Raw genomic sequence first — 21059 nt, 5'->3', positions numbered from 1 at the left:
ACTCACCACTCCCAGAGCTGCCAGAGCCACCAGCCCCGCATGGCACCGTTCCTGGCGTCGGCGCCCACCGTGAATCCCAGGATCTGGCCGTAGGCCGCTGTCTCCCACGGGTCGAACGTCAGATCCGGCCCGAGGCCCACCTTGGTCACGGACATGATCCCTATCTCCGCGGCCTCGGCGTCGACGCGGGCGAGCCCGACGTGGATGGTCACCGACCAGCCATCGGGAGGAGGGGGGATGGCGATCTTGTCGATCCGGATGTTCACCGTCTCGCTGGGATAGACCCCGTACGGCCCGCCGAAACCCGCGCCGGAGTGGCTGGCGTTGACCACTCCTCCTTGTTCCCAGGAGAGTGTGGACACGGTGGACCTCCCGAGGTCTCGACGGTGCGTCGAAGGGGATCGATCGCTCGAACGGTCCCATCCCCGCCACACAACCGAGGATGACGCGGCCGAGCCGTTCGTGCCACCCGGGCTCCGCGGGCCTGGTGCCGCGTGCGGCCGCCTCGCCGCGGAAGTGCCGTGACGGTCGGGCTCAGGCGCCGGCCTGCAGGCGGAGGCCGGCCAGGGTGAGGTCAAGTGCGGAGCGGAACTGTTCGACGTCGTCATGGCCGTCGAACTCGTCGACGATCTCGTGCACGAAGGGGAATTCCGCGGGGTCGAGCTCGCGCCAGGTCTGGGCGTAGCGGCCGAGGAACTCCTCGCGGGTCACGGTGCCGCCGAGGATCTCCTCGGGCGGCTCCTGCCCCAGGTCGACGGCTGAGCCGATGACGACCCCCACGATCGCGGACACGGCGTGGAAGCGCTGCTGTGCGGTGAGGTCGAGGCGGAGGGTCTGCCGGCCGAGCTTGTCGTAGAGGCGCAGGGCGTTGTCCTGGACGTCGGTGTTGCGCATGAAGTAGGCGCCCAGCCAGGGCCGGTCCACGATCGAGTCGAACAGTGTCACGGCCATCGCGCGGAGGTCGTCGATCGGGTCGTCGCTGCCCTGAAGGGCCTCGATGTCGGCCAGTACCGCGCCGATCACGTGGTCGGTGGCGCGATCGAGGAGTTCCTCCTTGTTCGCGACGTACCAGTAGATGCTGGCGACGCCGCCGCCGAGGCGTTGCGCGAGCGCCCGGAAGGTCAGCGCCGGGGCCCCGGCCTCGTCGAGCAGGGCCACCGCCTCGGTGAGCACGGACTCCATCGAGTGCGAGGCCCGGCGACGTCCCTGGCCCGAGCGGTTCTGCAGGTGTGCCATGGCTCATATCCCCACGCGTCTTGCACAGTATCGAACGTTGTTCTATCGTACCGTATCGTACGTTGTTCGATAGTCGAGCGGCGTTCGATAGGAGGCTGCCGATGACCACCGCCACGCTTGAGACCCCGTCCCGTGCCTACCCGTCCCTGCGCGCGGCGTGGATTCCCCTGGCCGCGCTCTGCCTGGCCTTCTTCGTCGAGATGGTCGACAACACGCTGCTGTCGATCGCGCTGCCCACGATCGGCCGCGACCTCGGCAGCGGGACGACCGCGTTGCAATGGGTCACCGGCGCGTATTCGCTGACCTTCGGCGGCCTTCTGCTCACCGCCGGGTCGATGGCCGACCGGCTCGGCCGCCGCAGGGTGCTGCTGGTCGGGCTCGCGGTCTTCGGCGCGCTGAGCCTGTGCGTCGTCCTCGTCTCCACGACAGGCGAGCTCATCGCCCTGCGCGCCGCGCTCGGTGTCGCCGCCGCGGCGATGGCCCCGATCACGAACTCCCTGGTCTTCCGGCTCTTCGACGACAAGGCGCTGCGGATGCGCGCCATGACGGTGATGATCATCGTCGGCATGTCCGGCTTCGTCCTGGGCCCGCTGCTCGGCGGCACCGCGCTGGCCCATGTGCGCTGGGAGTGGCTGCTGGTCGTCAACGCCCCGATCGCGGTGATCGCCTGCCTCGGCGTCCGGCTCGGCGTCCCGGCCGACCGGCCCGAGGACCTGACCAAGGACGCGCTCGACCTGCCAGGCGCCGTCCTGAGCGTCACCGCCATCGGGCTCGCCTGCTACTCGCTGACCAGCGGTGTCGATCGCGGCTGGCTCTCCGCGATCACCGTCGCCTCGATCGTGGGCGCCGTCGCGGCCGCCCTCGCGTTCGTACGGCACGAGCGGCGCAGCGCGGCACCGATGCTGGACCTGGGCCTCTTCTCCAACGGCACGGTCCGCGGCGCCGCCATCGCGCAGATCGGGACGTCCATCGCGATGGCCAGCGTGATGTTCGGGCTGATCCTGCACTTCCAGTACGCCTACGGGTGGAGCCCGGTACGGGCCGGCCTGGCCAACCTGCCGATCATCGTGACGATGCTCGCCGCCACCCCCCTGTCCGAGTGGCTCGCCCGCCGCTTCGGCCACCGCGTCGCCTGCCTGGTCGGCGCGGTCTGCCTGGCCGGCTCGCTGGCGGGCCTGTCGTGGGGCGTCGACCACGGCTACGCCGCCATCGCCGTCTGCATGGTGCTCATGACCGTGGGCCTGCGCACCGTCATGACGATCTGCGCGGTCGCCCTCATCGACGCCATGCCGGGCAACCGCACCTCCATCGGCGCGGCGCTGAACGACACCGCGCAGGAAGTCGGCTCCAGCGTCGGCACCGCCGTGGTCGGCACCCTGATCGCCGCGCTGGTCACCACCCGGCTCCCGGCCGGCACCTGGAGCAGCGGCCTCGTCGCGTCCTTCTTCCACGGCGAACGGATCACCTACGCCGTACTCGCCGTCGTCGTCGGACTGATCGCGGTGGGCGGTGCGCTGAGCCTCACCGACTCGCACAGCGTCGAGGAGGCGGCGGGCGAGGAGGCCGTGGAACAGGTCGGCGAGCATGTCGCCTGACGGCAGCGCGGCGACAAAGCCCTGGACCTCATGAGCCGCGGCCGGGGAGAATGACGCGAGTGATGATCGTCCTGCCCGTGCGGCTCGCCGAGCTGCTCGACCAGGTGGACGGCACGCGGGCGGCGACACTCGCGCTGGACTTCGCCGAACACGCCGTCGACCTCGAGTCGGAGCCGCTGGCGGAGCGCATGCGGGCCGCGACCGTCGAGTACGTCGCCGCCGCCCGTGCGGCGATCGCGCTGGGCCGGGCGGACGACCGGCTTGTCCGGGCCCACGCCTCGCATGCCGCCGCTGCCCGGCAGACGCCGGGGCACTCGGAGATCACCCTTCTCCACGACTCCGCGGTGCGGTTGGCGTGCCAGGACATGCTCATCGAGGCCGGGGCGATGAACAGGGCCGGGCGGACGATGCTGACCTGCCGGTACGTGGCGCGCACCGCTCAGTCCGAGGTGGGCGGCAGGAGCGCCCGGCGGGCCGCGGCGGGAACGGACCCCCGGAAGGCGGATCGCGCTGCCCGTTGGGAGGAGGCCAGGTGGCAACTGCACCACGTCATCGCCACCGAGCCCAACCCGCACGACTAGTCAGGAAGGCCCCGCCCGTGCCGAAGCTGCGGCTCGCCGCCGAGATCGAGTGCCACCCCATCTGGCTGGAGACCGGAGAGGGCATCGAGAACGTGGCTCCCGGCGAGTTGCCGATCTCCTCGGGCCTGGCCGCCGCGCTCGACGAGTGGAGCGAGCGCTGGGACGCCCTCTACGACATGGACGATCCCGCAGGAGCCGGATTCCCCTCCGCGGCCGAGGAGCGAAGGTTCGAGCAGGACGGCAGGGAACTGGCCGCACGGCTCCGCTCCGAACTCGGCCCTGCCTGGACGGTGGACCAGGCCCCGTAGCGGGACCGCGCCCGCGGAACGGGCTGGACACCGCGCCGGGCCGGGTGGCCGCGCCTACGCGTGCGCGTCCAGGTCGAGGACGGCGATGACGACCTTCGCGCGGGCGTGCTCCCCTTCGAGGTGGCCGATGGCCTCGGGCACCTCGCTCAGGGGGTAGGTCCTGTCGATCGACGGGGTGAGCCGTCCCGACTCCGCGAGGTCGCTCAGGGCCGCCAGGTTCCGGCTGCTCGGGACCGCGGTCAGTACGGCCTGCCGCCTGCGGACGAAGGGGGAGGTCAGCCGCGCCCTGAGAAGGAGGCCCACCGGGCCGATGAGACTGCCGCCCTCGTACACGCCTCCGCCGGACAGGACGAGGGTGCCCTCCAGCGTCAGTGCGCGGCGGCACTCGGCCAGGGAGCGGTTCCCCACCAGGTCGAGGAGCACGTCGTACCGCTGCCCGTTCCGGGTGAAGTCCTCCCGGGTGTAGTCGATGACGTGGTCCGCGCCCAGCGACAGGACCGGTCCGGTGTTCCTCGTGCTGCACACGCCGGTGACTTCGGCGCCGATCGACTTGGCGATCTGTACGGCGAAGGTGCCCACGCCGCCTGACGCGCCGTTGACCAGGACGTGCTGTCCCGGTCGGAGCCTCCCGGCGTCGCGCAGGCCCATGAGGGCGGTGTTCCCGGCCAGCGGGGCCGCGGCGGCCTGTGCGAACGTCCAGCAGGACGGTTTCGGCGCCACCGCGTCCTGCGAGGCGCACACGTACTCGGCGAACGCCCCGTCGGCCTCGCCGAAGACGTCGTCGCCGGGACGGAGCCGCTTGACGCCCCTTCCCACCGCTTCCACCCGGCCCGCGAAGTCCGTGCCCCGGATCCGCGCCTTCGGGCCGCCGAGCCCGAACGACAGGCGTGCCAGGTAGGGATCGCCCCGCATGACATGCCAGTCGCGTGCGTTGACCGACGCCGCATGGACCCGCACCAGCACCTCGTCGTCGGCGGCGACCGGCTTGCAGACCTCCGTGAGTCCCAGGACCTCGGGCGGTCCGTACCTGTCCTGGGTCACCGCTTTCATCAGGCCTCCCCGGCCTAGGAGTTCGGTGTGCGGGAGGGATCAGCCGGCGGGAAGTCCGGCACTGCCCACGACGGTAGGCGAGCAGCCCCGGTGCGCGCATCGGGGCGGATCCCTAGTGGCTGTCCCTGGCGACCCGAGCCCGCCCCGCGCAGACCCTGGGACAGGGTGCGCTCGACCAGGGTGCCGTCGGGCCCCCTCGAGGAGAAGCGCGGCGGGCCCATGGCCTCCATGGCCGCCTTCAGCGCCGCCTCCTTCTCGGCCGGGCTCGGCCCGTTCGGGTCGTGCACGGTGAAGCCGTGGAGCTCGATGGCGTCCGCGTCGACGTCGCATGTCCGGCACATCCCCGTCCGCGTACACGAGCAGTCCTGTCCTGGCTCCCACGGTCCCTCCTCCAGGGGCAGAGCTCTTCGTCTCGGCACCGCGGCCCGCCCCGGGTGCCCGGCCCTCCGGATGCCAGGGGCAGGCACCGACAACGGCGGCCCTTGCCGTCCGTACGGCCGGCACATCGCAGGTGGCGGTGTCGAGGGGATGCCGGTGGCCGCTGTTAGCCTCACGCCATGCCCTCCGCCATCAGCCAGCTGGTCGACGATCTCGTCGCGCAGATGCGATCCGGTTCAGGGCCCGGCTTCATGCGGGCGCTCTCCGACCTCGCGAAGGCCGCCCGCGCGGGTGGCACCGAGACGCTGGACGCCACGATCGAGTCCCTGGCGCCGTGGCTGCCCAGCCTGGGGGGCGACTTCGCCAAGACCGCGGTGCTGGCCGGGGCGTGCGTGGAATGGGGCGGCTCCCCGCTGCCGCTGGCCGACGGGCTGCCGCAGCGGGCCGCGCAGGCGATGATGCTCAACGCCGCGGTGCCGGGCTTCTGGGAGCGCGCGGCTCCGGGACGCCCGTTGCCGGAACCCGTGGGGGAGAGCACCGAGGAGCTGAAGGCGGTGCTCGCGACCCTGTCCTGGCCGCCGGATCCGCCGGACGCGATGGAGCAGATCGCCCTGTCCTGGCACGACATGGAGGACTGGCTCAAGCCGATGATCACGCTGCTGGCCGACCCCGCCTACCGTGCCGCGGTGCCGTCGCAGGTGCGGGCGGACCTGCGCGGCCACGCGGAAGAGGTGGCCGACCGCTCACAGCTGGCGGCATGGGTGGGGCAGCTCGCGGCGGTCCTCGACGACGAGCGGCTGATCGTGCTCGACCCCCGTACGAGGCGGGGCTACGTCCTCACCATGGGCGGCGTCGGGGACAACCACCAGCTCCACATCCTGCTGGCCGACCGGCTCGTCGGGGACCCGGCCGAGGGGCTCGTCGCGGGAGAGCGCCCGGCCCCCGACTGGGTCGAGGCGGCGACAGCCGGCGATCCGCTCCTCGACCCCACTCGTGCGGCGGTGCGCGCCTTCCGGCTGTTCGACGGCCACGGCGCCTACGTCGCGCCGGAGGGCAAGCCCTCCGACGTGCGGCCGCTCGACGGCACCAGGGTGCTCGTGCTGCACCCGCCGAACGGCAGGCTCAGCATGGGCAACGGCCGGGTCTTCAAGCACATGCGGCCCAGCCTCTCCCTCGACGGCTTCCTCACCCGGGACGAAGCCGCATTCTGGCTCGGCCGCGTCGCACCGGCGGTCGAGAACGACCTCATGGCCCGCTGACACGCCGTAGGATCCGGACCGGGCGAAGCCGTAGCGCAGAGGTCGACGCGCGCGGTCTCCAAAACCGCGAGGACGCCGGTTCGAATCCGGTCGGCTTCGTCCACCCCGCGCTGCCGGCGTCCGGTTCCTCCACGGTCATGACGAAGGACAGGGGTCTCTCGTACGCTCGTTCATAACCGCTGGCTATCACAAAGGTTCTTGGACAGCGGGCAGTTCATGCCCTGACGATCGGACTCGCAACGTATCCGGCGTCAGTTCGGCGAAAGGCACTCCATGGCCACCCTCACCCCGCACCTGGTCGTACGCGACGTCGTCCGTGCGGCGGAATGGTATGTGCAGGCACTCGGCGCGCAGGAGCGCGACCGCATCCCCCTGCCGGGCGGCAAGGTGCTCACGATCGAGCTCGCCTTCGGGGACTCGACCGTGAAGATCGCCGACGAGTTCCCCGACCACGGCATCGTCTCGCCGCTGACCCTCGGCGGCACCTACGGGGCGCTGCAGATCGCGACCGACGATGTGGACACCCTGTGGAAGCGCGCCCTGGACGCGGGCGCCACCGTCTTCCACCCCTTGCAGGACACCTTCTGGGGCGAGCGGCACGGTCAGGTCATCGACCCGTTCGGGCACCGCTGGGGCATGGCGCAGCACCTGCGCGATGTCTCCCCGGAGGAGGTCGCCCGGGAGGCGGCGAAGCTGTTCGGCGCCTGACCGCGCGCTCCTTTCACCTGACGACGAGAACGACAGAGGCGGAGATCAACGGTGCGTTACCGACTGCTGGGCCAGACCGGGCTGCGCGTCTCGGAGCTGTTCCTCGGCGCGATGACCTTCGGCGAGCAGGGAGGCGTGGGGGCCGCACCGCAGGAGTGCCGCGGCATGCTCGACGCGTACGCGGACGCCGGCGGCAATGTGGTCGACACGGCGATCAACTACCGGGGCGGCGAGAGCGAGACCATCCTGGGGGAGCTGCTCGAGGACCGCAGGGACCGCTTCGTCCTGGCCACGAAGTACACCGTCACCCGTGACGGCAGCGACCCGAACGCCGCGGGCAACCACCGCAAGAACCTCACGCTGTCCCTGGAGACGAGCCTGCGGCGGCTTCGCACGGACTACATCGACCTGTACTGGGTGCACTTGTGGGACCGGCACACCCCGGTGGAGGAGACGATGCGGGCGCTGGACGACGCCGTGCGGGCGGGGAAGATCCTGTACGTGGGTGTCTCCGACACCCCGGCGTGGGTCGTCTCGCGCGCCAACACCCTGGCCGAGTGGCGCGACTGGACGCCCTTCGCGGGCCTCCAGGTCCCCTACAACCTCCTCAACCGCGACATCGAGCGCGAACTGCTGCCCATGGCCGAGACGTTCGGGATGAGCGTGGCCACCTGGGGGCCGCTGGCCGGCGGCGTCCTCTCGGGCAAGTTCACCCGTCCCGGTGGCCCCGAGGGCCCGACCAGGCTCGCCCCTGACTCGCTCGGCGAACGCGACCTGGCCGCGGCACGGGCCGTCCAGGAGGTGGCCGACGAGCTGGCCGTCACCGCGTCCCAGGTGGCCATCGCCTGGACCCGGGCGCGCTCCCGGGCGGTGCACCCGATCATCGGCGCCCGCAGCGTGAAGCAACTCCAGGACAATCTCGGCGCCCTCGACCTCACCCTGCCCGCGGAGGCGGTGGAGCGCCTCGACAAGGCGGTGCCCTTCACCGCGGGCTTTCCCGGCGACTTCATCGCCGAGACCAGCCCCTGGGTCTTCGGCGAGGCGTCCGCGCGGCTCGACGGGAGGCGGTAGGACCGCGGCCGCCACCTCGCGGCCCGCCGCCCGCCGCCCGCCGCCCCGCGGGCCGGGTCCGGCCCCCTGGACGAGGCCGGGAAACATATGCGACTAAGGGGCGAACTGTCGGGCTCCGCTGTTACGGTGCCGGGGTGACCGACCATATGTATGTCCATGTGCCCGCGGATCTGTGGGAGTTACTGGAAGCGGAGGACTTCGACGAGGTCGAGACGGCCGCACGGAGCGCCGGCGAGCTGCTGTCGGTGACCGAGGCCGTCCTGTCCGCCGGCGAGCACGGCGCGGGACTCACCACGGGCCTGGTCGGCGTCTACCTGGCCCGCGAGCAGATCGGTGACTTCGTCAACCGGGTCGCCGCCTGGTTCGGCCTCCGCGCCCGCACGGCGGGTGGGCCGCGGCAGGTGGCGTTCACGGTGACCGCGGGGCCCGAAGCCGCCAGGACCCGCGTCGAGATCAGCTGCCCCGCCGGCCCGGACGGCCTGCCCTTGCTGGATCCCGCGGCACTGACCGGCGCCATCGTCGCCGCCCTCGACAGCCACACGCCGGCCGCCGGCTGATGGGCCTGTTCGGGGGCGGCGGCGGGCGGATGCAGCCGGCCGCCTTCCAGGAGCAGGTCCTCCAACTGCGGGCCCGCTGCGAGCAGTCAGGACCGACCGCGGCCGTGGTGGACGAGTCCTGGCGGCAGATGCGCTACTGCTTCGACGAGCTGGCCCGCGGCAATGACGCCTTCGCCGGTCTGCTCTTCGACACCGCCCGCACCTCCTTCACGCTGCACGCGCGGACCGGGCAGTGGTTCTTCGCCGTGGCCTCGGGGATCGCCTTCGGTACTGCGGTCGCCGCCATCGACGCCGGCTGGGCCGCGCGCGGCCGCCCTTTCCCCGACGAACTGCGGCCGGGGGTGCAGTCCATGGTCGACATGTGCGTCGCCATGGCCCACCGTGCGGGGGTGCCGCTGGCCGGCTGCGTCCTCGCCGAGTCGCTGACCACTCTGCGCCTGGGCGACCGTACGCACGCGCGGGAGATGTCGGATCTGCTCGCCGGCGCCGGCGCCCGGCGCAAGCTGCGTACCGTCCGCGATCTCCAGCGGCGCCAGATCGCCCGCGCCCGGCAGGTCACCCCAGGCGCCGCGGACACGGTCGCCGCGTTGCAGGCCCAGGTCGACGGCATGCTGCTGGCGGATCTCGAAGCGGCCCTGGCTGACGGATCCGGACGCTACGTCCTGGCCGGGAGCACGGTCGCGCCCGCCGCGCTGGCGGCGGCGACGACCGGCCGCTGCGTGCTGGTCGTGGCCCCGGGGGTGGAGGAGGGCGCGGCATTCCGGCTCGACCCCGCGACCGGGAACGTCCCTGACCACGGCCTGTGCCGGAGCGTCGCCCTTCCGCGGCTGACCCTTGCCGCGGTGAAGGAGCAGGCGGGCAGGGTCCGCGAGGTGCTCGGCCCCGGTGAGCGCCGCAAGCGGGTGCGTGACGCAGCGGTGCGCGACGCGCTCACCGAGTTGTCCGCGGCCGTCTGGGAGCCGGTCCTCACCGCCTGGCCGGAGCTGCGCGGTGGCCGTGTCGCGGTGGTCCCGCTCGGCGAAGCCGCCCTGCTCCCGCTGTTCACCGCCCCCGTGGACGGGATTCCGGCCGGTGCCGCCATGGACCTGACGATCGTCCCGTCCGGCCGGGCGCTGCTGTTCGCGAGCGCCTGGCCGCGGCCGTCGCACCGGGAGGTGCTGGTCGCCGCCGACCCGTGGTTCGCCGACGACGCCGGTGGGACTGCCATCCCCTTCACCGTCGACGAGGCGCGGTCCGTGGCCGCGGTCCACGGTGTCGAGCCGCTGATCCTGCGCGAGGCCGTCGGCGGCGGGAACGGCGGATCCGCCGGCGCCGGGGGTACGGGCGCTGGGCGCGGCACCGCGGAGGGACCGGCCGGCGCCGACGACCGGCTGCGTACCTTCGACGTCCCGGCACGGACCGGGCCGCAACCGGCACGGACCGGGCCGCAGCCGGCGCCTGACTCGCTGACCGGCCGGATCTCGGTGGCGAGCCTCCTGCACCTTGCCGGGCACGGGCAGCTCGACCCGCGGGACCCGCTGCGGTCCGAGATGCTGCTCGGACAGGCGCTGCCGCTGTCGTCGCTTCTCGAACGGGACCTGCGGCGCGGAGCGACCGTCGTGCTGTCGGCCTGCCATCTGGGCGGTATCGGCACCGAGCAGTCCAGCGAGCAGCTCGGCTTCCCCGCGGCGATGCTGGCGATGGGCGCGGGCTCGGTCGCCGCGGCCCTGTGGCCGGTGCCGGACTCGCAGGAGACGGTGCGCCTGATGACGCGTTTCCACCAGGAGCTGCGCGCCCCGGGCGTCCCGCCCTCCGTCGCCCTCGGCCGCGCGGTCTCCTGGGCCGCCGCCGAGGGCCTGCGTCCCACCACCTGGGCCCCGTTCACCCACTTCGGCGCCTGAAACGGCCCCAGCGGCCGTCAGCCCTTGCAGGCGGGGTCGGCGAGTATGACGGGCGCGGCCTCGCGCGTGGTGACGAACGCGCGATAACCCGGCGCCCCCGCAACGCACTTGGTGGCGATGTTCGCGAACCCGTCGGGGAAGTTGGTGATGTTGGCGGGGCTGTCGTCGCCCCGGTGGTTCGCGACCGGTGAATCCCCCGTCCCCCGCTTGTCACTCGAGCATCCGGACACGGCCGACACGGCGATGCCGGCGGACAGAACTGCGGTCAGGCACATCGTCATACGTCGCTTCATCTCATCCTCACCTCGACCCGCGCGGTTCCTCTGGGGCAGACGTCATGGAGGACACGCGTTCGAGCCGCGCGGTTCCCCTGACCCCCGCCCGGGGGCGCCGGCCGGTCCCGCGGGGACGGCTCAGGGGGCCGCGTCGCCGCGCTCCCGGACACCCGCGAGGGTTTCCTCCAGGTCGCTCAGCCGGTCGAGGCCGCGTACCGGACGCGCCATGCGGGGGTTGTGCTCGAGCCGGGCGCGGTGGCGGTGCAGGAAGGCCCAGTAGCCCGCGGTGTAGGGGCAGGCCCGGTCGCCGGTGCGCTCGCCCGGCCGGTAGGCGCAGCCGCCGCACAGGTCGCTCATCCGGTCGATGTAGGCGCCGCCGGACGTGTAGGGCTTCGTCGTCATCCGGCCGCCGTCGGCGTACTGGGACATGCCGATCACGTTGGGCAGCATCACCCAGTCGTAGCCGTCCACGAAGCAGCGGTGGAACCAGTCGTTCAGGGCCTGCGGGTCCCAGCCGTCCTGGAGTGCCCTGCTCCCCAGCACCATCAGCCGCGGGATGTGGTGGGTCCAGCCGGTGTCGCGGACCTGGGCCAGCACCGTGGACAGGCAGCGGGCGGTCACCGCCTCCGCGTCCAGTTCCGCGAACCAGCCGGGCAGCGGCGCCCGGTGCCCGAGTGCGTTGCTGCCGCGGTAGTCCTCGCCGAAGTACCAGTAGACGTGCCGGACGTACTCCCGCCAGCCCGCGATCTGGCGGACGAAGCCCTCGACGCTGTTCGGCGGCGCGTCACCGGACCTCAGCGCCTTCTCCGCCCGGGTCAGGCACTCCTGCGGGTGCACGAGTCCGAGGTTCAGTGCGGGGGACAGCCGGCTGTGGCTCATGACCGGATCGGCCGCCAGCATCGCGTCCTCGTACGGTCCGAAGTCCGCGAGCCGGTGGCGCAGGAAGTGGCGCAGCGCCGCCAGCGCCTCCCGCCTGGTGGCCGGGAAACCACGCGGGCCGTCCCTGCCGACGAAGGCGACGCGGCCGTCCCGCTCCCAGCGGTCCAGGTCGTGCCTGACCTCGTCGTCCACCTCGTCCTCCGCCGGGCGCCACGGCTCGGGAAGGTCCAGGGTGCGGCGGTCGGACGGCGGCGGCTCCCGGTTCTCGTGGTCGAGATTCCACCGGCCGCCGCTGGGCTCGCCGCCGTCCATCAGCAGCCCGAGGTCGCGGCGCACCCGGTGGTAGAAGTCCTCCATCCGCAGTCCGCCGTCGTGGGCGTCGGCCCAGGCGGTGAAGTCCGCGCGGCTGACCAGGTGGCCGCGTTCGGGGAGGACGTCCGCCCGGTCGAGGCCGTCGACCAGCCCGGCGGCCCGCCGCGAGGTCGGCGGGAACACGCTGATCCGGCCCCGCGGTACCGCCCGCTCCAGGCCCTCACGGTACGTCTCCGCGCGGACGTACGTCACCCGGTCGCCCAGCTCCGCCGCCCGGTGCCGCATCGCCGACAGCACCAGGTGCGCCTTCGCCCGGTGGAAGCGGCGCCTGGCCAGCACGGAGCGGGCCTCGATCATCACCAGCGGGGCGTCCCGATCGGGCCCGCCGTGCCGGGGGTCGATGAAGTGCGGGCCCAGCTGGTCGCCGAAGAGCCAGTGCGGTCGCGCAGCCAAGGCCGTCTCCTCACCACCGGTCGTCCGGTGCGTCCAGGCCACCGGGTCCCCGATCCTGGCACGCCGCGCCTTCCGCTCGGCGCCGCCATGCCGAGTCCCCGCCCAGGCCGCCGGGTGGACCGGTGCGGGTGCCGTGCGTACACCGGCGGCCGGCGGGCACGCGGCCCGGGGACCGCCGTCACGGCAGGAACTCTCGTTCGTTGTAGCGGTGGGGGCGGTCTCCGCCTCACCAGGGCAGGAGACGAGGCGGGCGATGAAGCACAGGGCTGGCAACGGCTTGGTCGGCGCGGACGGCGCGAGTGGCGCCGGCGGCGCCGGGGAGAGCGCGGCCGGAGAGGCGGCCGCCCCGTCCCGGCGCGGACCCGCCAGGCAGCGCGCCATGTGGAAGGAGATTCCCCTCCTGGTGGGCATCGCACTCGTGCTCGCCCTCGTCATCAAGACCTTCTTCGTGCAGGCATTCTCCATTCCCTCGGAGTCGATGCAGAACACCCTGCAGCCCGGCGACCGGGTCCTGGTCGACAAGCTCACCCCCTGGTTCGGCTCGACACCGGAGCGCGGGGACGTCATCGTCTTCCACGATCCGAACCACTGGCTGGGCGACGAGCCGGCACCGCACCCGAATCCCGTGCAGAAGGCCCTCAGCTTCGTCGGCCTCATGCCCTCCGCCAACGAGCAGGACCTGATCAAGCGCGTCATCGGGGTCGGCGGCGACACGGTGGAATGCCAGGGCACGGGACCGCTGAAGGTCAACGGCAAGGCGCTCGACGAACCGTACGTGTACGCGGGGAACACCCCGTGCAGCAACGATGACGTCGGCCGGTTCAAGGTCACCGTGCCGCCGGGCAAGCTGTGGGTGATGGGCGACCACCGCCAGAATTCCGCCGACTCGCGTTATCACCAGGCCGACAAGACCCACGGATTCGTGCCGGTCGGCAATGTCGTCGGCCGCGCCTTCGTCGTCGCATGGCCGGTCACCCGCTGGGCGACCCTGCCGGTCCCCGGCACCTTCGGACAGTCGGGCATCGACTCCGCGTCCGCCGCCGCCCCGGGCGCCGTGGGGCTGGCCGCCGCGGCTCCCCTCGTCCTGTGGCGCAGGCGCCGGCTGACGGCCGCCCTGGCGGCGGCCGCCGAGTCCCGTGGCGGCGGGCCGACCGGCTGAACGCGGGCGATCCCTTTTCCTGCACCCCGGAACAGGGCTGGATGCTCTAACCGAATGCCACGCCTTTTTCACTCGATCGCCACGTCCTGCTCGGACCCCGCGCCTCGTTGATGGAGGTGTGAACACGCCTTTTGGCCCACCCACCCCCGAGGACGCGGACCGCCGGACTTTCGGCTCCGCCCCGTTTCCGCAGGCGTTCACTCCCGAGGACGACCTGGAGGCGGCGCGCAGTGCCGCATTCGACTACGGACCAGCCGTTCGCACACCCTCGTGCAGCAGCCTGCTGGGCGAATTCCTCGCCTTGATGGAACGCATCGAAGCGGACTTCACGCGGCGTTGGGATCTCGTACAAACCGAAGACCCGACGAGCACCCGCCAGCAGGACTCGCCATACGGATGGCCGCAAAGTGTATGAATACGATATCTACCAGATGATGGGCCCCGAAGGGTTCGCCCCTCGGCTCGGACGGCTGCCTGACTCCTTTCCCGAGGCGGAGGCGGAGCCGGAGCCGGAAGACACCCGGACACAGTGGGATTTCGACGCCGAGTTCGAGCATCTCTTCAAGCCGATCATCCCGGGGCAGGCCGCACCCGTGGAATCGCCGCCCGCGGCACCCCGGGTCCACCGCCGCCGCAGACGCCCGCTGCTCGTACGGCTGCGGCGGCCGGCCACCCTCGGCGTCTGCATCGCGACGATCACCGCAGGAGTCGCCGCCGGCATCGGCGTGCTCGGCGCGATGGTCTCCTACGGCCCGCTGCGCCAGCTGGCGTCCCCGACCGCCCACGGCCTCGCGGGCTCGTGGCCGTTACTCGTCTTCGGCCCGTGGCTGGCCGGCTGCCTGTCCATCCTGCACGCCGCCGCGCACCGGCGTTCCGGGCGGACCGGGTGGATCGCGGTGGTCCTCTTCTCCGTGATCGCCATGGCCCTGTGCATCGCACACGCCCCGAGAACGATCATCGCGTGCGCCACCGCAGGCCTGCCGCCGTTCTCCGCGCTGGCCACCTTCCTCCTCCTCTCCCGCCAGATCGCCCTTCTCCGCCCCGGCCGGGCGAAGCCCAGGCGCCGGCGCAAACACTGACCCCAGCGAAAAGGAGCACGGGACCCGTCGACGACGGTCCTCGCCATGACCAGGGCGGCGGCCGAGCGGCCCGCGACGTCGCACGGGGGTGTGCTCCGCACCGAGGACGACCGGATGATGATCGAAAACTCGTACACAGAGGACTGGGTCGTCTGGGGAATGCACTCCACCGACTCCACCGAGGCTCAGGGGGACACCCCGCTCCTGATGGTCGAGCTCCGCGCGGTCAAGGAGATGATCAACATGTTCGCGCAGGGGTGCATCACCGGGCAGGAACTCCACGAGGCGCTGGACGCCTTCGCGCAGTGGGTCAGCCCGCCGGACCCGCCGAACGGCCACGCCGAGCGGCCGGCCGGCGGCTACGACTGCCCGCACGGCTGCGCCGTGTGCGCGGGCGCCCGGGCGGAGTTCGAGGCCATCGCCACCGAATCCTTCATGTACAAGGTGCGCCTCGCGGACCCTGACCGCCATCCGTACGCGGCGGGGAAGACCACGCTGCACCGGAGCAACTGCCCCCGCGTGGCCCGCTATGTCGGCCAGGCGGAACCGATGGGCTCGCCGTGGTCGCTCGCCGGGCTGCCCGCCTTCGCCCACCACGGGGTCTTCAGCACCACGTGGGCGGCCGGCATGCAGGTGCTGACCGCGGAAGAGGCCGCCGAATGGGTCAGGTGGCAGACCGACCCGCACCAGGGGATCGGCTACAAGCTCTGCTGCCACTGCCTGTCCCCCGTCCCCGCGGCCGTGACGGACGGCGACAGCGCGTTCGACGTCGGCTACCAGACCGCGGAGGACGTCGTCACCTGGGGCTGAGGGCCGGCCCGCGAGCCCCGGCGGCGGACAGCGGCGGACAATCGGCTTTCGCGAGGGGCGGCCAGGCCCTAGGGTTCGGCGGGTCGAGTGATCCGTGAGGAGCAGGAACATGCCCGGTTCTCCGAGCGCGCGTTGACGTCGTAGGCCCTGACGGGCCCGTCTTCGCGTGCTGCCTTTGACGTTGCGGCACAGCGAGCCTTTCCCCGCCCTGAACCGCCGGTGCACCTGTCAGTGCCCGGTGGCGGGCTCTCGTTGCCTGCACCTCGAAGGATCCCCCGTGGCCTCCGCTCCCTCCGTCTCCTCCGCTGTTCCCGATTCCGGCCCGCCCGCTGTCCCGGGGCTGTGGCGCGACGCCGACTTCCGCAGGCTGTGGACGGGCCAGACGGCCTCCCAGCTCGGCGAGCAGGCGAGCATGGTGCTCCTGCCGCTCGTCGCCGTCCTGACCCTCCACGCCGGTGCGGGCCGGCTCGGTGTGCTGCGCGCGGTGGGGCAGGCGCCGATCCTGCTGCTCTCGCTCTTCGTCGGCGCGTGGGTGGACCGGTGGCGGACCCGCACCACGATGGCGCTCGCGGACGCCGGCAGGACGCTGGCCCTGGGCGCCGCCGCCGTGGCCGGCCTGTGCGGCCTGCTGGGCCTGCCCGCGCTGTACGTGCTCGCCTTCGCCGTCGGTGCCATGTCCGTGTTCTTCGACGTGGCCTACCAGGCGGCCCCGGTACGGCTGGTGGGGCGGGACCGGCTGCTGCGGTCCAACAGCGCGCTCGAAGGCAGCAGGTCCGCGGCGCAGATCGGCGGGCCCGCCCTCGGCGGTGCGCTGGCGTCCCTGCTGTCGGCGCCCGTCGCGGCGGCCTGCTGCGCCGTGTTCTTCGCGCTGTCCTTCCTGTCGATCCGGCGGATCCGCCGGGTCGAGCCGGTCCCCGGGCGCTCGGAAGCCCCGCCTCGGGTCTGGCGGCGCATCCACGAGGGCCTGCGCTTCGTCGTCGCCGACACCTCGCTGCGGACCGTGTGCGCGGCCTCGGCGGCCTTCCAGTTCTGCTTCGCGGCCATGATGACGGTCTACCTGCTCTTCCTGCCGCGCGAGCTGCACCTGTCGGGCACCGCCGTCGGGCTGGTGCTCGCGGCGACGGGACCGGGCGCGCTGCTGGGCTCACTGCTGGCGGGGCGGCTGCCGGGCCGGTTCGGGCACGGCACGGTGCTGGTGGCAGCGGCGGCGATCGGTGACGGCGTGTTCCTGTGCACGCCGGTGCTGCACGGCTCCTCGGCGGTGACGGTCTGCGCGCTCCTGGCGGTCGACTTCGTCTTCGGCGCCGCGGGCCAGCTGGTGAACGTCACGGTCATGGCGGTGCGGCAGGCGGTCACCCCGGAGCGGATGCAGGGCCGCGTGGCCGCGACGATCAGCTTCGTCGGCATGGGGATGTCCCCGCTCGGCTCGCTGCTCGGCGGGTTCCTCGCGATGCGGTGCGGGCTGCGCACGGGCCTGCTGCTGACGGCAGCGGGCATGGTGGCCTCCCCCGTGCTGATGGCCCTGTCCCCGCTGGCCCGGCTGGGGCGGGCGCTGCCGGACGCGCGCGAGGCCCTGCCGGACGCGCCTTAGCGCGCGGCGAGCCTTTCCATCAGGGCGGCGCTGCGCGCCAGCACCTCCCGCTCCTCGGCGGTGAGTTCGGTCTCGATGGCCTGGGCGAGCCAGCCGGCCCGCCGGCCGCGCTCCGCCTCGAGCGCGTCCCGTCCCGCGGCGGACAGCTCGACCAGGGACTTGCGGCCGTCCGTGGGGTGCGCGCGGCGGGCGACCAGGCCCTGCTCCATGAGCAGTCCGACCGCGCGGGCCATGGACTGCGGGCGTACGCGCTGATCGGCGGCGAGGTCGCTGGTGGTCATGGCCCCGTCGCGGTCGAGCGTGCCGAGCACGGCGACCTGGCCGAGCGGGATTCGGTCCTCGTGCTTCACGCGCCGAGTGAGCTTCCCCATCGCGGTACGCAGTTCGGTGGCGACGATGGCGGGTTCCGGGGTGGGCATAGGGCACTTTAACCGCCGCCCACCAGCGGGACTGCGCGCCGGATCGGCCCGCCGGGATCCGCGGCCTCCGCAGCCGATCTCCACAGTGCGGCTGCACAGATCTGCTGTACAGCCAAACTGAGCAGCATTGCTGTAGAGTCTGCCTTGCCGCGGCACGCGCCAGCGTTGTCGCAGCAGGGGCCGCGGCGCGCCACGACGGTAAGGAAGTCCCCTGATGTACAAGGCAGTCGGGCCCACCACCATCCAGTCCGTGACCGCCCGCGCGGTCCTCGACAGCCGCGGCAACCCCACGGTCGAGGCTGATGTCGTCCTCGCCGACGGCTCCCTCGGGCGCGCCGCGGTCCCCTCCGGCGCCTCCACCGGCGCGCGGGAAGCCGTGGAACTGCGCGACGGGGATCCCGGGCGCTGGCACGGCAAGGGCGTCGACCGCGCTGTCGCCCACGTCAACGGCGAGATCGCGAAGGCGGTCGCGGGGCGCGACGCCGACGACCAGGCGGGCCTGGACGCCGCGCTCGTCGCGCTCGACGGCACGGACGGCAAGTCCCGGCTCGGGGCCAACGCGCTGCTCGGCGTCTCCCTCGCCGCCGCGAAGGCCGCCGCGGCCGCCCACCGGCTGCCGCTCTACCGCCACCTCGGCGGCGCCGGCGCGCGCCTGCTCCCGCTGCCGATGATGAACATCGTCAACGGCGGCGCCCACGCGGACAATCCGCTGGACTTCCAGGAGTTCATGATCGCCCCGGTGGGCGCGGAGACCTTCGCGGAAGCCGTCCGCATGGGTTCTGAGGTCTTCCACACGCTGCGCCGCGACCTGCTGTCCGCCGGGCACTCCACGGGCGTCGGCGACGAGGGCGGCTTCGCGCCCGCGCTGCGCACCGCGGAGGAGGCGCTCGACTTCGTCATGGCTGCCGTCGAACGCACCGGATACCGCCCGGGCACGGACATCGGCCTGGTGATGGACCCGGCGTCGTCGGAATTCTTCCGGGACGGTGCGTACGTGTACGCGGGCGAGGGTGTGCGGCGTACCCCCGCCGAGCAGGCGGACTACCTGGCCGGCTTGATCGACTCGTATCCGGTCGTCTCCATCGAGGACCCGATGGCCGAGGACGACCTGGAGGGCTGGCGGGAGCTGACCGCCCGCGTCGGCGACCGCTGCCAGCTCACCGGCGACGACGTCTTCTGCACCGACGAGAAGCTGCTGCGCGAGGGGATCCGCACGGGCGTCGCCAACTCGGTCCTGGTGAAGGTGAACCAGATCGGCACCCTGACCGAGGCCCTGGCCGCGGTCACGACCGCGCACCGCGCGGGCTGGACCGCCGTGATGTCCCACCGCTCGGGCGAGACGGAGGACACCACGATCGCCGACCTGGCGGTGGCCACCGGCTGCGGCCAGATCAAGACCGGCTCGCTGTCCCGCTCGGACCGCACGGCGAAGTACAACCAGCTCATCAGGATCGAGGAGGAGCTGGGCGCCTCGGCCCGGTACGCGGGCGGATCGGTGCTGCGCCGCGCCTGACCGCGGCGGCCGCCCTCAGCCGTCCTCCTGGGAGAGGGAGCCGATCAGCCGGCCGTGGACGTCCCACACCCTGAAGCTCGCGGACCTGAGGAAGGGGTCGTCCTGCACGGCGGACAGCGGGACGTCGACGTATCCCGCCGCCCACCCCGGGCGCCCTGCCAGCGTCACCACCGGTGCGAGCCAGGTGCGTCCGCCGATGACGACGGCCACCCGCGCGGCCGCCGCCGCGCCCCGGTAGACCACCACGAACCCCATGCCGCCCGGGTGGCCGCCCGACTGGACGTTCACCGATCCCGACGGCTGGTTCCCGTCCTTGTTCGACTCGTCCTTGCAGACCCAGCCGGCGCCGTCCCTCCGGTCGGCGCAGAGCTCGGCGGGGGTGAGCCGCAGCCGCCTGCCGCCGCCGACGTCGACGGGCTCGCCCGGCGCGACCACCCGCGCGGGCGGCAGGCCGTCGGGGAGCGACGCGGTCGCGGTCGGGCCGGCCGCAGCCACGGGGGGCGCCGCCCCCGTGGTCCCGCCGGGGCCCGGGGCCACCTGGCCGCGAACGGTGCCGGCCACGGCGGCGACGGCGAGCACGGCGCCCACCACCGGCAGGCAGAGCGCGATCCGCAGGTTCCGCCGGCGGCGCGCGGCGCGTCCCATCACCGCCCCTTCTGCCCAGGCACGGGGTTCGATCCTCAGCGCGGCGTCGTGCAGGGCGCTCCGCACCCGCTCCTCGTGATCCCCGGGGGGCGTGCCGCCGGGTCCTCCGGTCCTGTCCCGCGGCCGGCTGTGCATACCGCTCACCTCTCCCCGCTCTCCCCCGCGGCGAGCGCCGGATGATCGCGCAGCTTGCGCAGGCCGCGACTGGCCTGACTCTTGACGTTGCCGGTGGAGCAGCCCAGCACATCGGCGACCTGCTGCTCGCTGAGGTCCTCCCAGTAGCGCAGCACGACGACCGCCCGCATCCGCGGCGGGAGCGTGGCGAGGGCGGCGGCCAGCGAGGCGCGGGCCTCGACGCGGGCGGTGGTCTCAGGGCGGCTGCGCTCGGGCAGCCGGGGGGTGAGCAACTGGACGACGCGGCGCCTGCGGAAACGGCTGATGTTGTTGTTCGCCAGCGCGCGGTGGACGTAGGCGTCGGGCTCGTCGAGCCGGCTGATCCGGGGCCAGGCGAGGTAGACCTTGGCGAGTGTCGTCTGGACCAGGTCCTCCGCCTCGTGGTGGTCCCCGGTCAGCAGGTAGGCGGTCCTGACCAGCCGTGACCAGCGCACCGCCGCCCAGGACCCGAAGTCCGGGCGGCCCTCGGGGGCGCCGCCCCGGGACCGGTCGGGTCCCGGGGCGGCGCCGCCGCGCGCCGGCGCGTCGAGCGGTGGACTGTCAGAGCTGGGCAAGGACCGTGCCTGCGGCGTCGTACACGGTGATCTCGGGCGTGCCACCGGGGAAGCCGGCCACGGGAGCCCCCCAGACGTACCCGGTCGCGTAGCCGGGGTGGCCGGCGAGGGTCACCACCTGGACCTGCCGGGTGACGCCCTGGACCGTCAGCGTCATACGCGCGACCCGGCCGTCGCCGATGTAGAGCGGCGAGTAGAGGGTCCCGGAGGCGTCGCCGGAGGACTGCACGCCCACCGTGCCCGCCGGCTGGTTGCCGTCGACCACGCTCTTGCAGGTGAACCAGTCCTCAGGCGGGGTGCCGACGCAGCGCTCGGTACGGGTGAGCTTCAGGTACTGGCCGTGGCCGGCGTCGACCAGCTGCCCCGGCCGCACCACCCGCACACCCGCGGCCGCGGGGGCCTTGGCCGCGTGGGCGGTCGTGGCGGAGGCGACGGCCGGCGCAACCGCGGCCCGGGGGGCGGGCGCGGCAGCCGGCGGAGCGGCGTCCGCGTGCGCGGTGACGGCACCGGCCGTGGCTGCCGCGGCGAGAGCCACCGCGGATGCGACGATGCGCAGTTTCATGTTGCTCCTTC

Annotated in this window: 24 protein-coding genes and 1 tRNA gene; 15 read left to right on the top strand and 10 right to left on the bottom strand. The window is 73.0% G+C overall.

The genetic code is table 11. The annotated features are described in order from the left end of the window. Positions 1–2: 2 nt before the first annotated feature. Entirely contained in the window at positions 3–362 is a 360-nt protein-coding gene (locus ACGFMP_RS04220; RefSeq protein WP_393670127.1) for a hypothetical protein, read from the bottom strand. Positions 363–534: 172 nt separating this feature from the next. Continuing rightward, positions 535–1182: a TetR/AcrR family transcriptional regulator gene (locus tag ACGFMP_RS04215; RefSeq protein ID WP_393670331.1), complete on the bottom strand. Its 648-nt coding sequence runs from the start codon at positions 1180–1182 to the stop codon at positions 535–537. A gap of 155 nt (positions 1183–1337) precedes the next feature. On the opposite strand from ACGFMP_RS04215, the gene ACGFMP_RS04210 reads away from it, so the two are divergent. The 3 genes from ACGFMP_RS04210 to ACGFMP_RS04200 all read left to right on the top strand — a co-directional run bounded on the left by ACGFMP_RS04210 (position 1338) and on the right by ACGFMP_RS04200 (position 3720). Beyond that, entirely contained in the window at positions 1338–2831 is a 1494-nt protein-coding gene (locus ACGFMP_RS04210) for an MFS transporter (protein ID WP_393670126.1), read from the top strand. 62 nt (positions 2832–2893) lie between these two features. Continuing rightward, entirely contained in the window at positions 2894–3412 is a 519-nt protein-coding gene (locus ACGFMP_RS04205) for a hypothetical protein (protein WP_393670124.1), read from the top strand. Positions 3413–3429: 17 nt separating this feature from the next. Then, positions 3430–3720, top strand: a complete 291-nt coding sequence (locus ACGFMP_RS04200) for a hypothetical protein (RefSeq protein WP_393670123.1) — start codon at positions 3430–3432, stop codon at positions 3718–3720. A 54-nt stretch (positions 3721–3774) separates the two neighbouring features. Here the strand turns inward: ACGFMP_RS04200 and ACGFMP_RS04195 are convergent, their stop codons facing one another. Both ACGFMP_RS04195 and ACGFMP_RS04190 read right to left on the bottom strand, forming a co-directional pair. Further along, the gene (locus tag ACGFMP_RS04195) at positions 3775–4770 is read right to left on the bottom strand and encodes an NAD(P)-dependent alcohol dehydrogenase (protein ID WP_393670122.1); all 996 of its coding nucleotides are present in this window, start codon (positions 4768–4770) and stop codon (positions 3775–3777) included. 14 nt (positions 4771–4784) lie between these two features. Beyond that, entirely contained in the window at positions 4785–5111 is a 327-nt protein-coding gene (locus ACGFMP_RS04190) for a hypothetical protein (RefSeq protein WP_393670120.1), read from the bottom strand. Positions 5112–5327: 216 nt separating this feature from the next. Between ACGFMP_RS04190 and ACGFMP_RS04185 the strand changes: the two genes are divergently transcribed. The 6 genes from ACGFMP_RS04185 (at position 5328) to ACGFMP_RS04160 (ending at position 10623) form a co-directional block, all read left to right on the top strand. Then, a complete protein-coding gene (locus tag ACGFMP_RS04185; RefSeq protein WP_393670119.1) occupies positions 5328–6407 on the top strand; it encodes a hypothetical protein in 1080 nt (359 codons plus the stop codon). 24 nt (positions 6408–6431) lie between these two features. Next, a tRNA-Trp gene (locus ACGFMP_RS04180) sits at positions 6432–6506 on the top strand. A 174-nt stretch (positions 6507–6680) separates the two neighbouring features. After that, entirely contained in the window at positions 6681–7115 is a 435-nt protein-coding gene (locus tag ACGFMP_RS04175) for a VOC family protein (RefSeq protein WP_393670118.1), read from the top strand. A gap of 51 nt (positions 7116–7166) precedes the next feature. After that, complete coding sequence (locus ACGFMP_RS04170) at positions 7167–8186, top strand: aldo/keto reductase (protein ID WP_393670117.1); 1020 nt, start codon at positions 7167–7169, stop codon at positions 8184–8186. 134 nt (positions 8187–8320) lie between these two features. Then, complete coding sequence (locus tag ACGFMP_RS04165; RefSeq protein WP_393670116.1) at positions 8321–8743, top strand: hypothetical protein; 423 nt, start codon at positions 8321–8323, stop codon at positions 8741–8743. Next, entirely contained in the window at positions 8743–10623 is a 1881-nt protein-coding gene (locus ACGFMP_RS04160) for a CHAT domain-containing protein (protein WP_393670115.1), read from the top strand. The genes ACGFMP_RS04165 and ACGFMP_RS04160 overlap by 1 nt, the downstream gene beginning before the upstream one ends. 17 nt (positions 10624–10640) lie before the next feature. Here the strand turns inward: ACGFMP_RS04160 and ACGFMP_RS04155 are convergent, their stop codons facing one another. Continuing rightward, positions 10641–10916 carry a hypothetical protein gene (locus ACGFMP_RS04155; protein WP_393670114.1) on the bottom strand — a complete coding sequence of 92 codons (276 nt, stop codon included), beginning with the start codon at positions 10914–10916 and terminating at the stop codon, positions 10641–10643. A gap of 120 nt (positions 10917–11036) precedes the next feature. Beyond that, on the bottom strand, positions 11037–12542 hold the full coding sequence (locus ACGFMP_RS04150; protein WP_393670113.1) for a cryptochrome/photolyase family protein: 1506 nt from the start codon (positions 12540–12542) through the stop codon (positions 11037–11039). A 253-nt stretch (positions 12543–12795) separates the two neighbouring features. Here ACGFMP_RS04150 and lepB point away from each other — a divergent pair, with 253 nt between their 5' ends. The 5 genes from lepB (at position 12796) to ACGFMP_RS04125 (ending at position 17181) form a co-directional block, all read left to right on the top strand. Further along, positions 12796–13701 carry a signal peptidase I gene (lepB, locus tag ACGFMP_RS04145; protein ID WP_393670112.1) on the top strand — a complete coding sequence of 302 codons (906 nt, stop codon included), beginning with the start codon at positions 12796–12798 and terminating at the stop codon, positions 13699–13701. 118 nt (positions 13702–13819) lie between these two features. Then, positions 13820–14116 carry a hypothetical protein gene (locus ACGFMP_RS04140; RefSeq protein WP_393670111.1) on the top strand — a complete coding sequence of 99 codons (297 nt, stop codon included), beginning with the start codon at positions 13820–13822 and terminating at the stop codon, positions 14114–14116. Then, positions 14109–14780 carry a hypothetical protein gene (locus tag ACGFMP_RS04135; protein WP_393670110.1) on the top strand — a complete coding sequence of 224 codons (672 nt, stop codon included), beginning with the start codon at positions 14109–14111 and terminating at the stop codon, positions 14778–14780. Before ACGFMP_RS04140 ends, ACGFMP_RS04135 begins: the two co-directional genes overlap by 8 nt. A gap of 45 nt (positions 14781–14825) precedes the next feature. Further along, a complete protein-coding gene (locus ACGFMP_RS04130) occupies positions 14826–15590 on the top strand; it encodes a hypothetical protein (RefSeq protein WP_393670109.1) in 765 nt (254 codons plus the stop codon). A 340-nt stretch (positions 15591–15930) separates the two neighbouring features. Continuing rightward, entirely contained in the window at positions 15931–17181 is a 1251-nt protein-coding gene (locus ACGFMP_RS04125) for an MFS transporter (RefSeq protein ID WP_393670330.1), read from the top strand. Here ACGFMP_RS04125 and ACGFMP_RS04120 read toward each other — a convergent pair. Continuing rightward, positions 17178–17600, bottom strand: a complete 423-nt coding sequence (locus tag ACGFMP_RS04120; RefSeq protein ID WP_393670107.1) for a MarR family winged helix-turn-helix transcriptional regulator — start codon at positions 17598–17600, stop codon at positions 17178–17180. The genes ACGFMP_RS04125 and ACGFMP_RS04120 overlap by 4 nt on opposite strands. A gap of 214 nt (positions 17601–17814) precedes the next feature. Between ACGFMP_RS04120 and eno the strand changes: the two genes are divergently transcribed. Continuing rightward, positions 17815–19113 carry a phosphopyruvate hydratase gene (gene eno, locus ACGFMP_RS04115; RefSeq protein ID WP_393670106.1) on the top strand — a complete coding sequence of 433 codons (1299 nt, stop codon included), beginning with the start codon at positions 17815–17817 and terminating at the stop codon, positions 19111–19113. Between the two features lie 15 nt (positions 19114–19128). Here the strand turns inward: eno and ACGFMP_RS04110 are convergent, their stop codons facing one another. The 3 genes from ACGFMP_RS04110 to ACGFMP_RS04100 all read right to left on the bottom strand — a co-directional run bounded on the left by ACGFMP_RS04110 (position 19129) and on the right by ACGFMP_RS04100 (position 21048). After that, the gene (locus tag ACGFMP_RS04110; RefSeq protein ID WP_393670105.1) at positions 19129–19758 is read right to left on the bottom strand and encodes a hypothetical protein; all 630 of its coding nucleotides are present in this window, start codon (positions 19756–19758) and stop codon (positions 19129–19131) included. A 140-nt stretch (positions 19759–19898) separates the two neighbouring features. Further along, complete coding sequence (locus ACGFMP_RS04105; protein WP_393670329.1) at positions 19899–20366, bottom strand: SigE family RNA polymerase sigma factor; 468 nt, start codon at positions 20364–20366, stop codon at positions 19899–19901. Between the two features lie 106 nt (positions 20367–20472). After that, entirely contained in the window at positions 20473–21048 is a 576-nt protein-coding gene (locus ACGFMP_RS04100) for a hypothetical protein (protein WP_393670104.1), read from the bottom strand. Positions 21049–21059: the final 11 nt, after the last annotated feature.

Source organism: Streptomyces sp. NPDC049040 (genome assembly GCF_043197715.1).
Taxonomy (GTDB): Bacteria; Actinomycetota; Actinomycetes; order Streptomycetales; family Streptomycetaceae; genus Actinacidiphila.
This window is presented reverse-complemented; position numbering and strand designations above follow the sequence as displayed.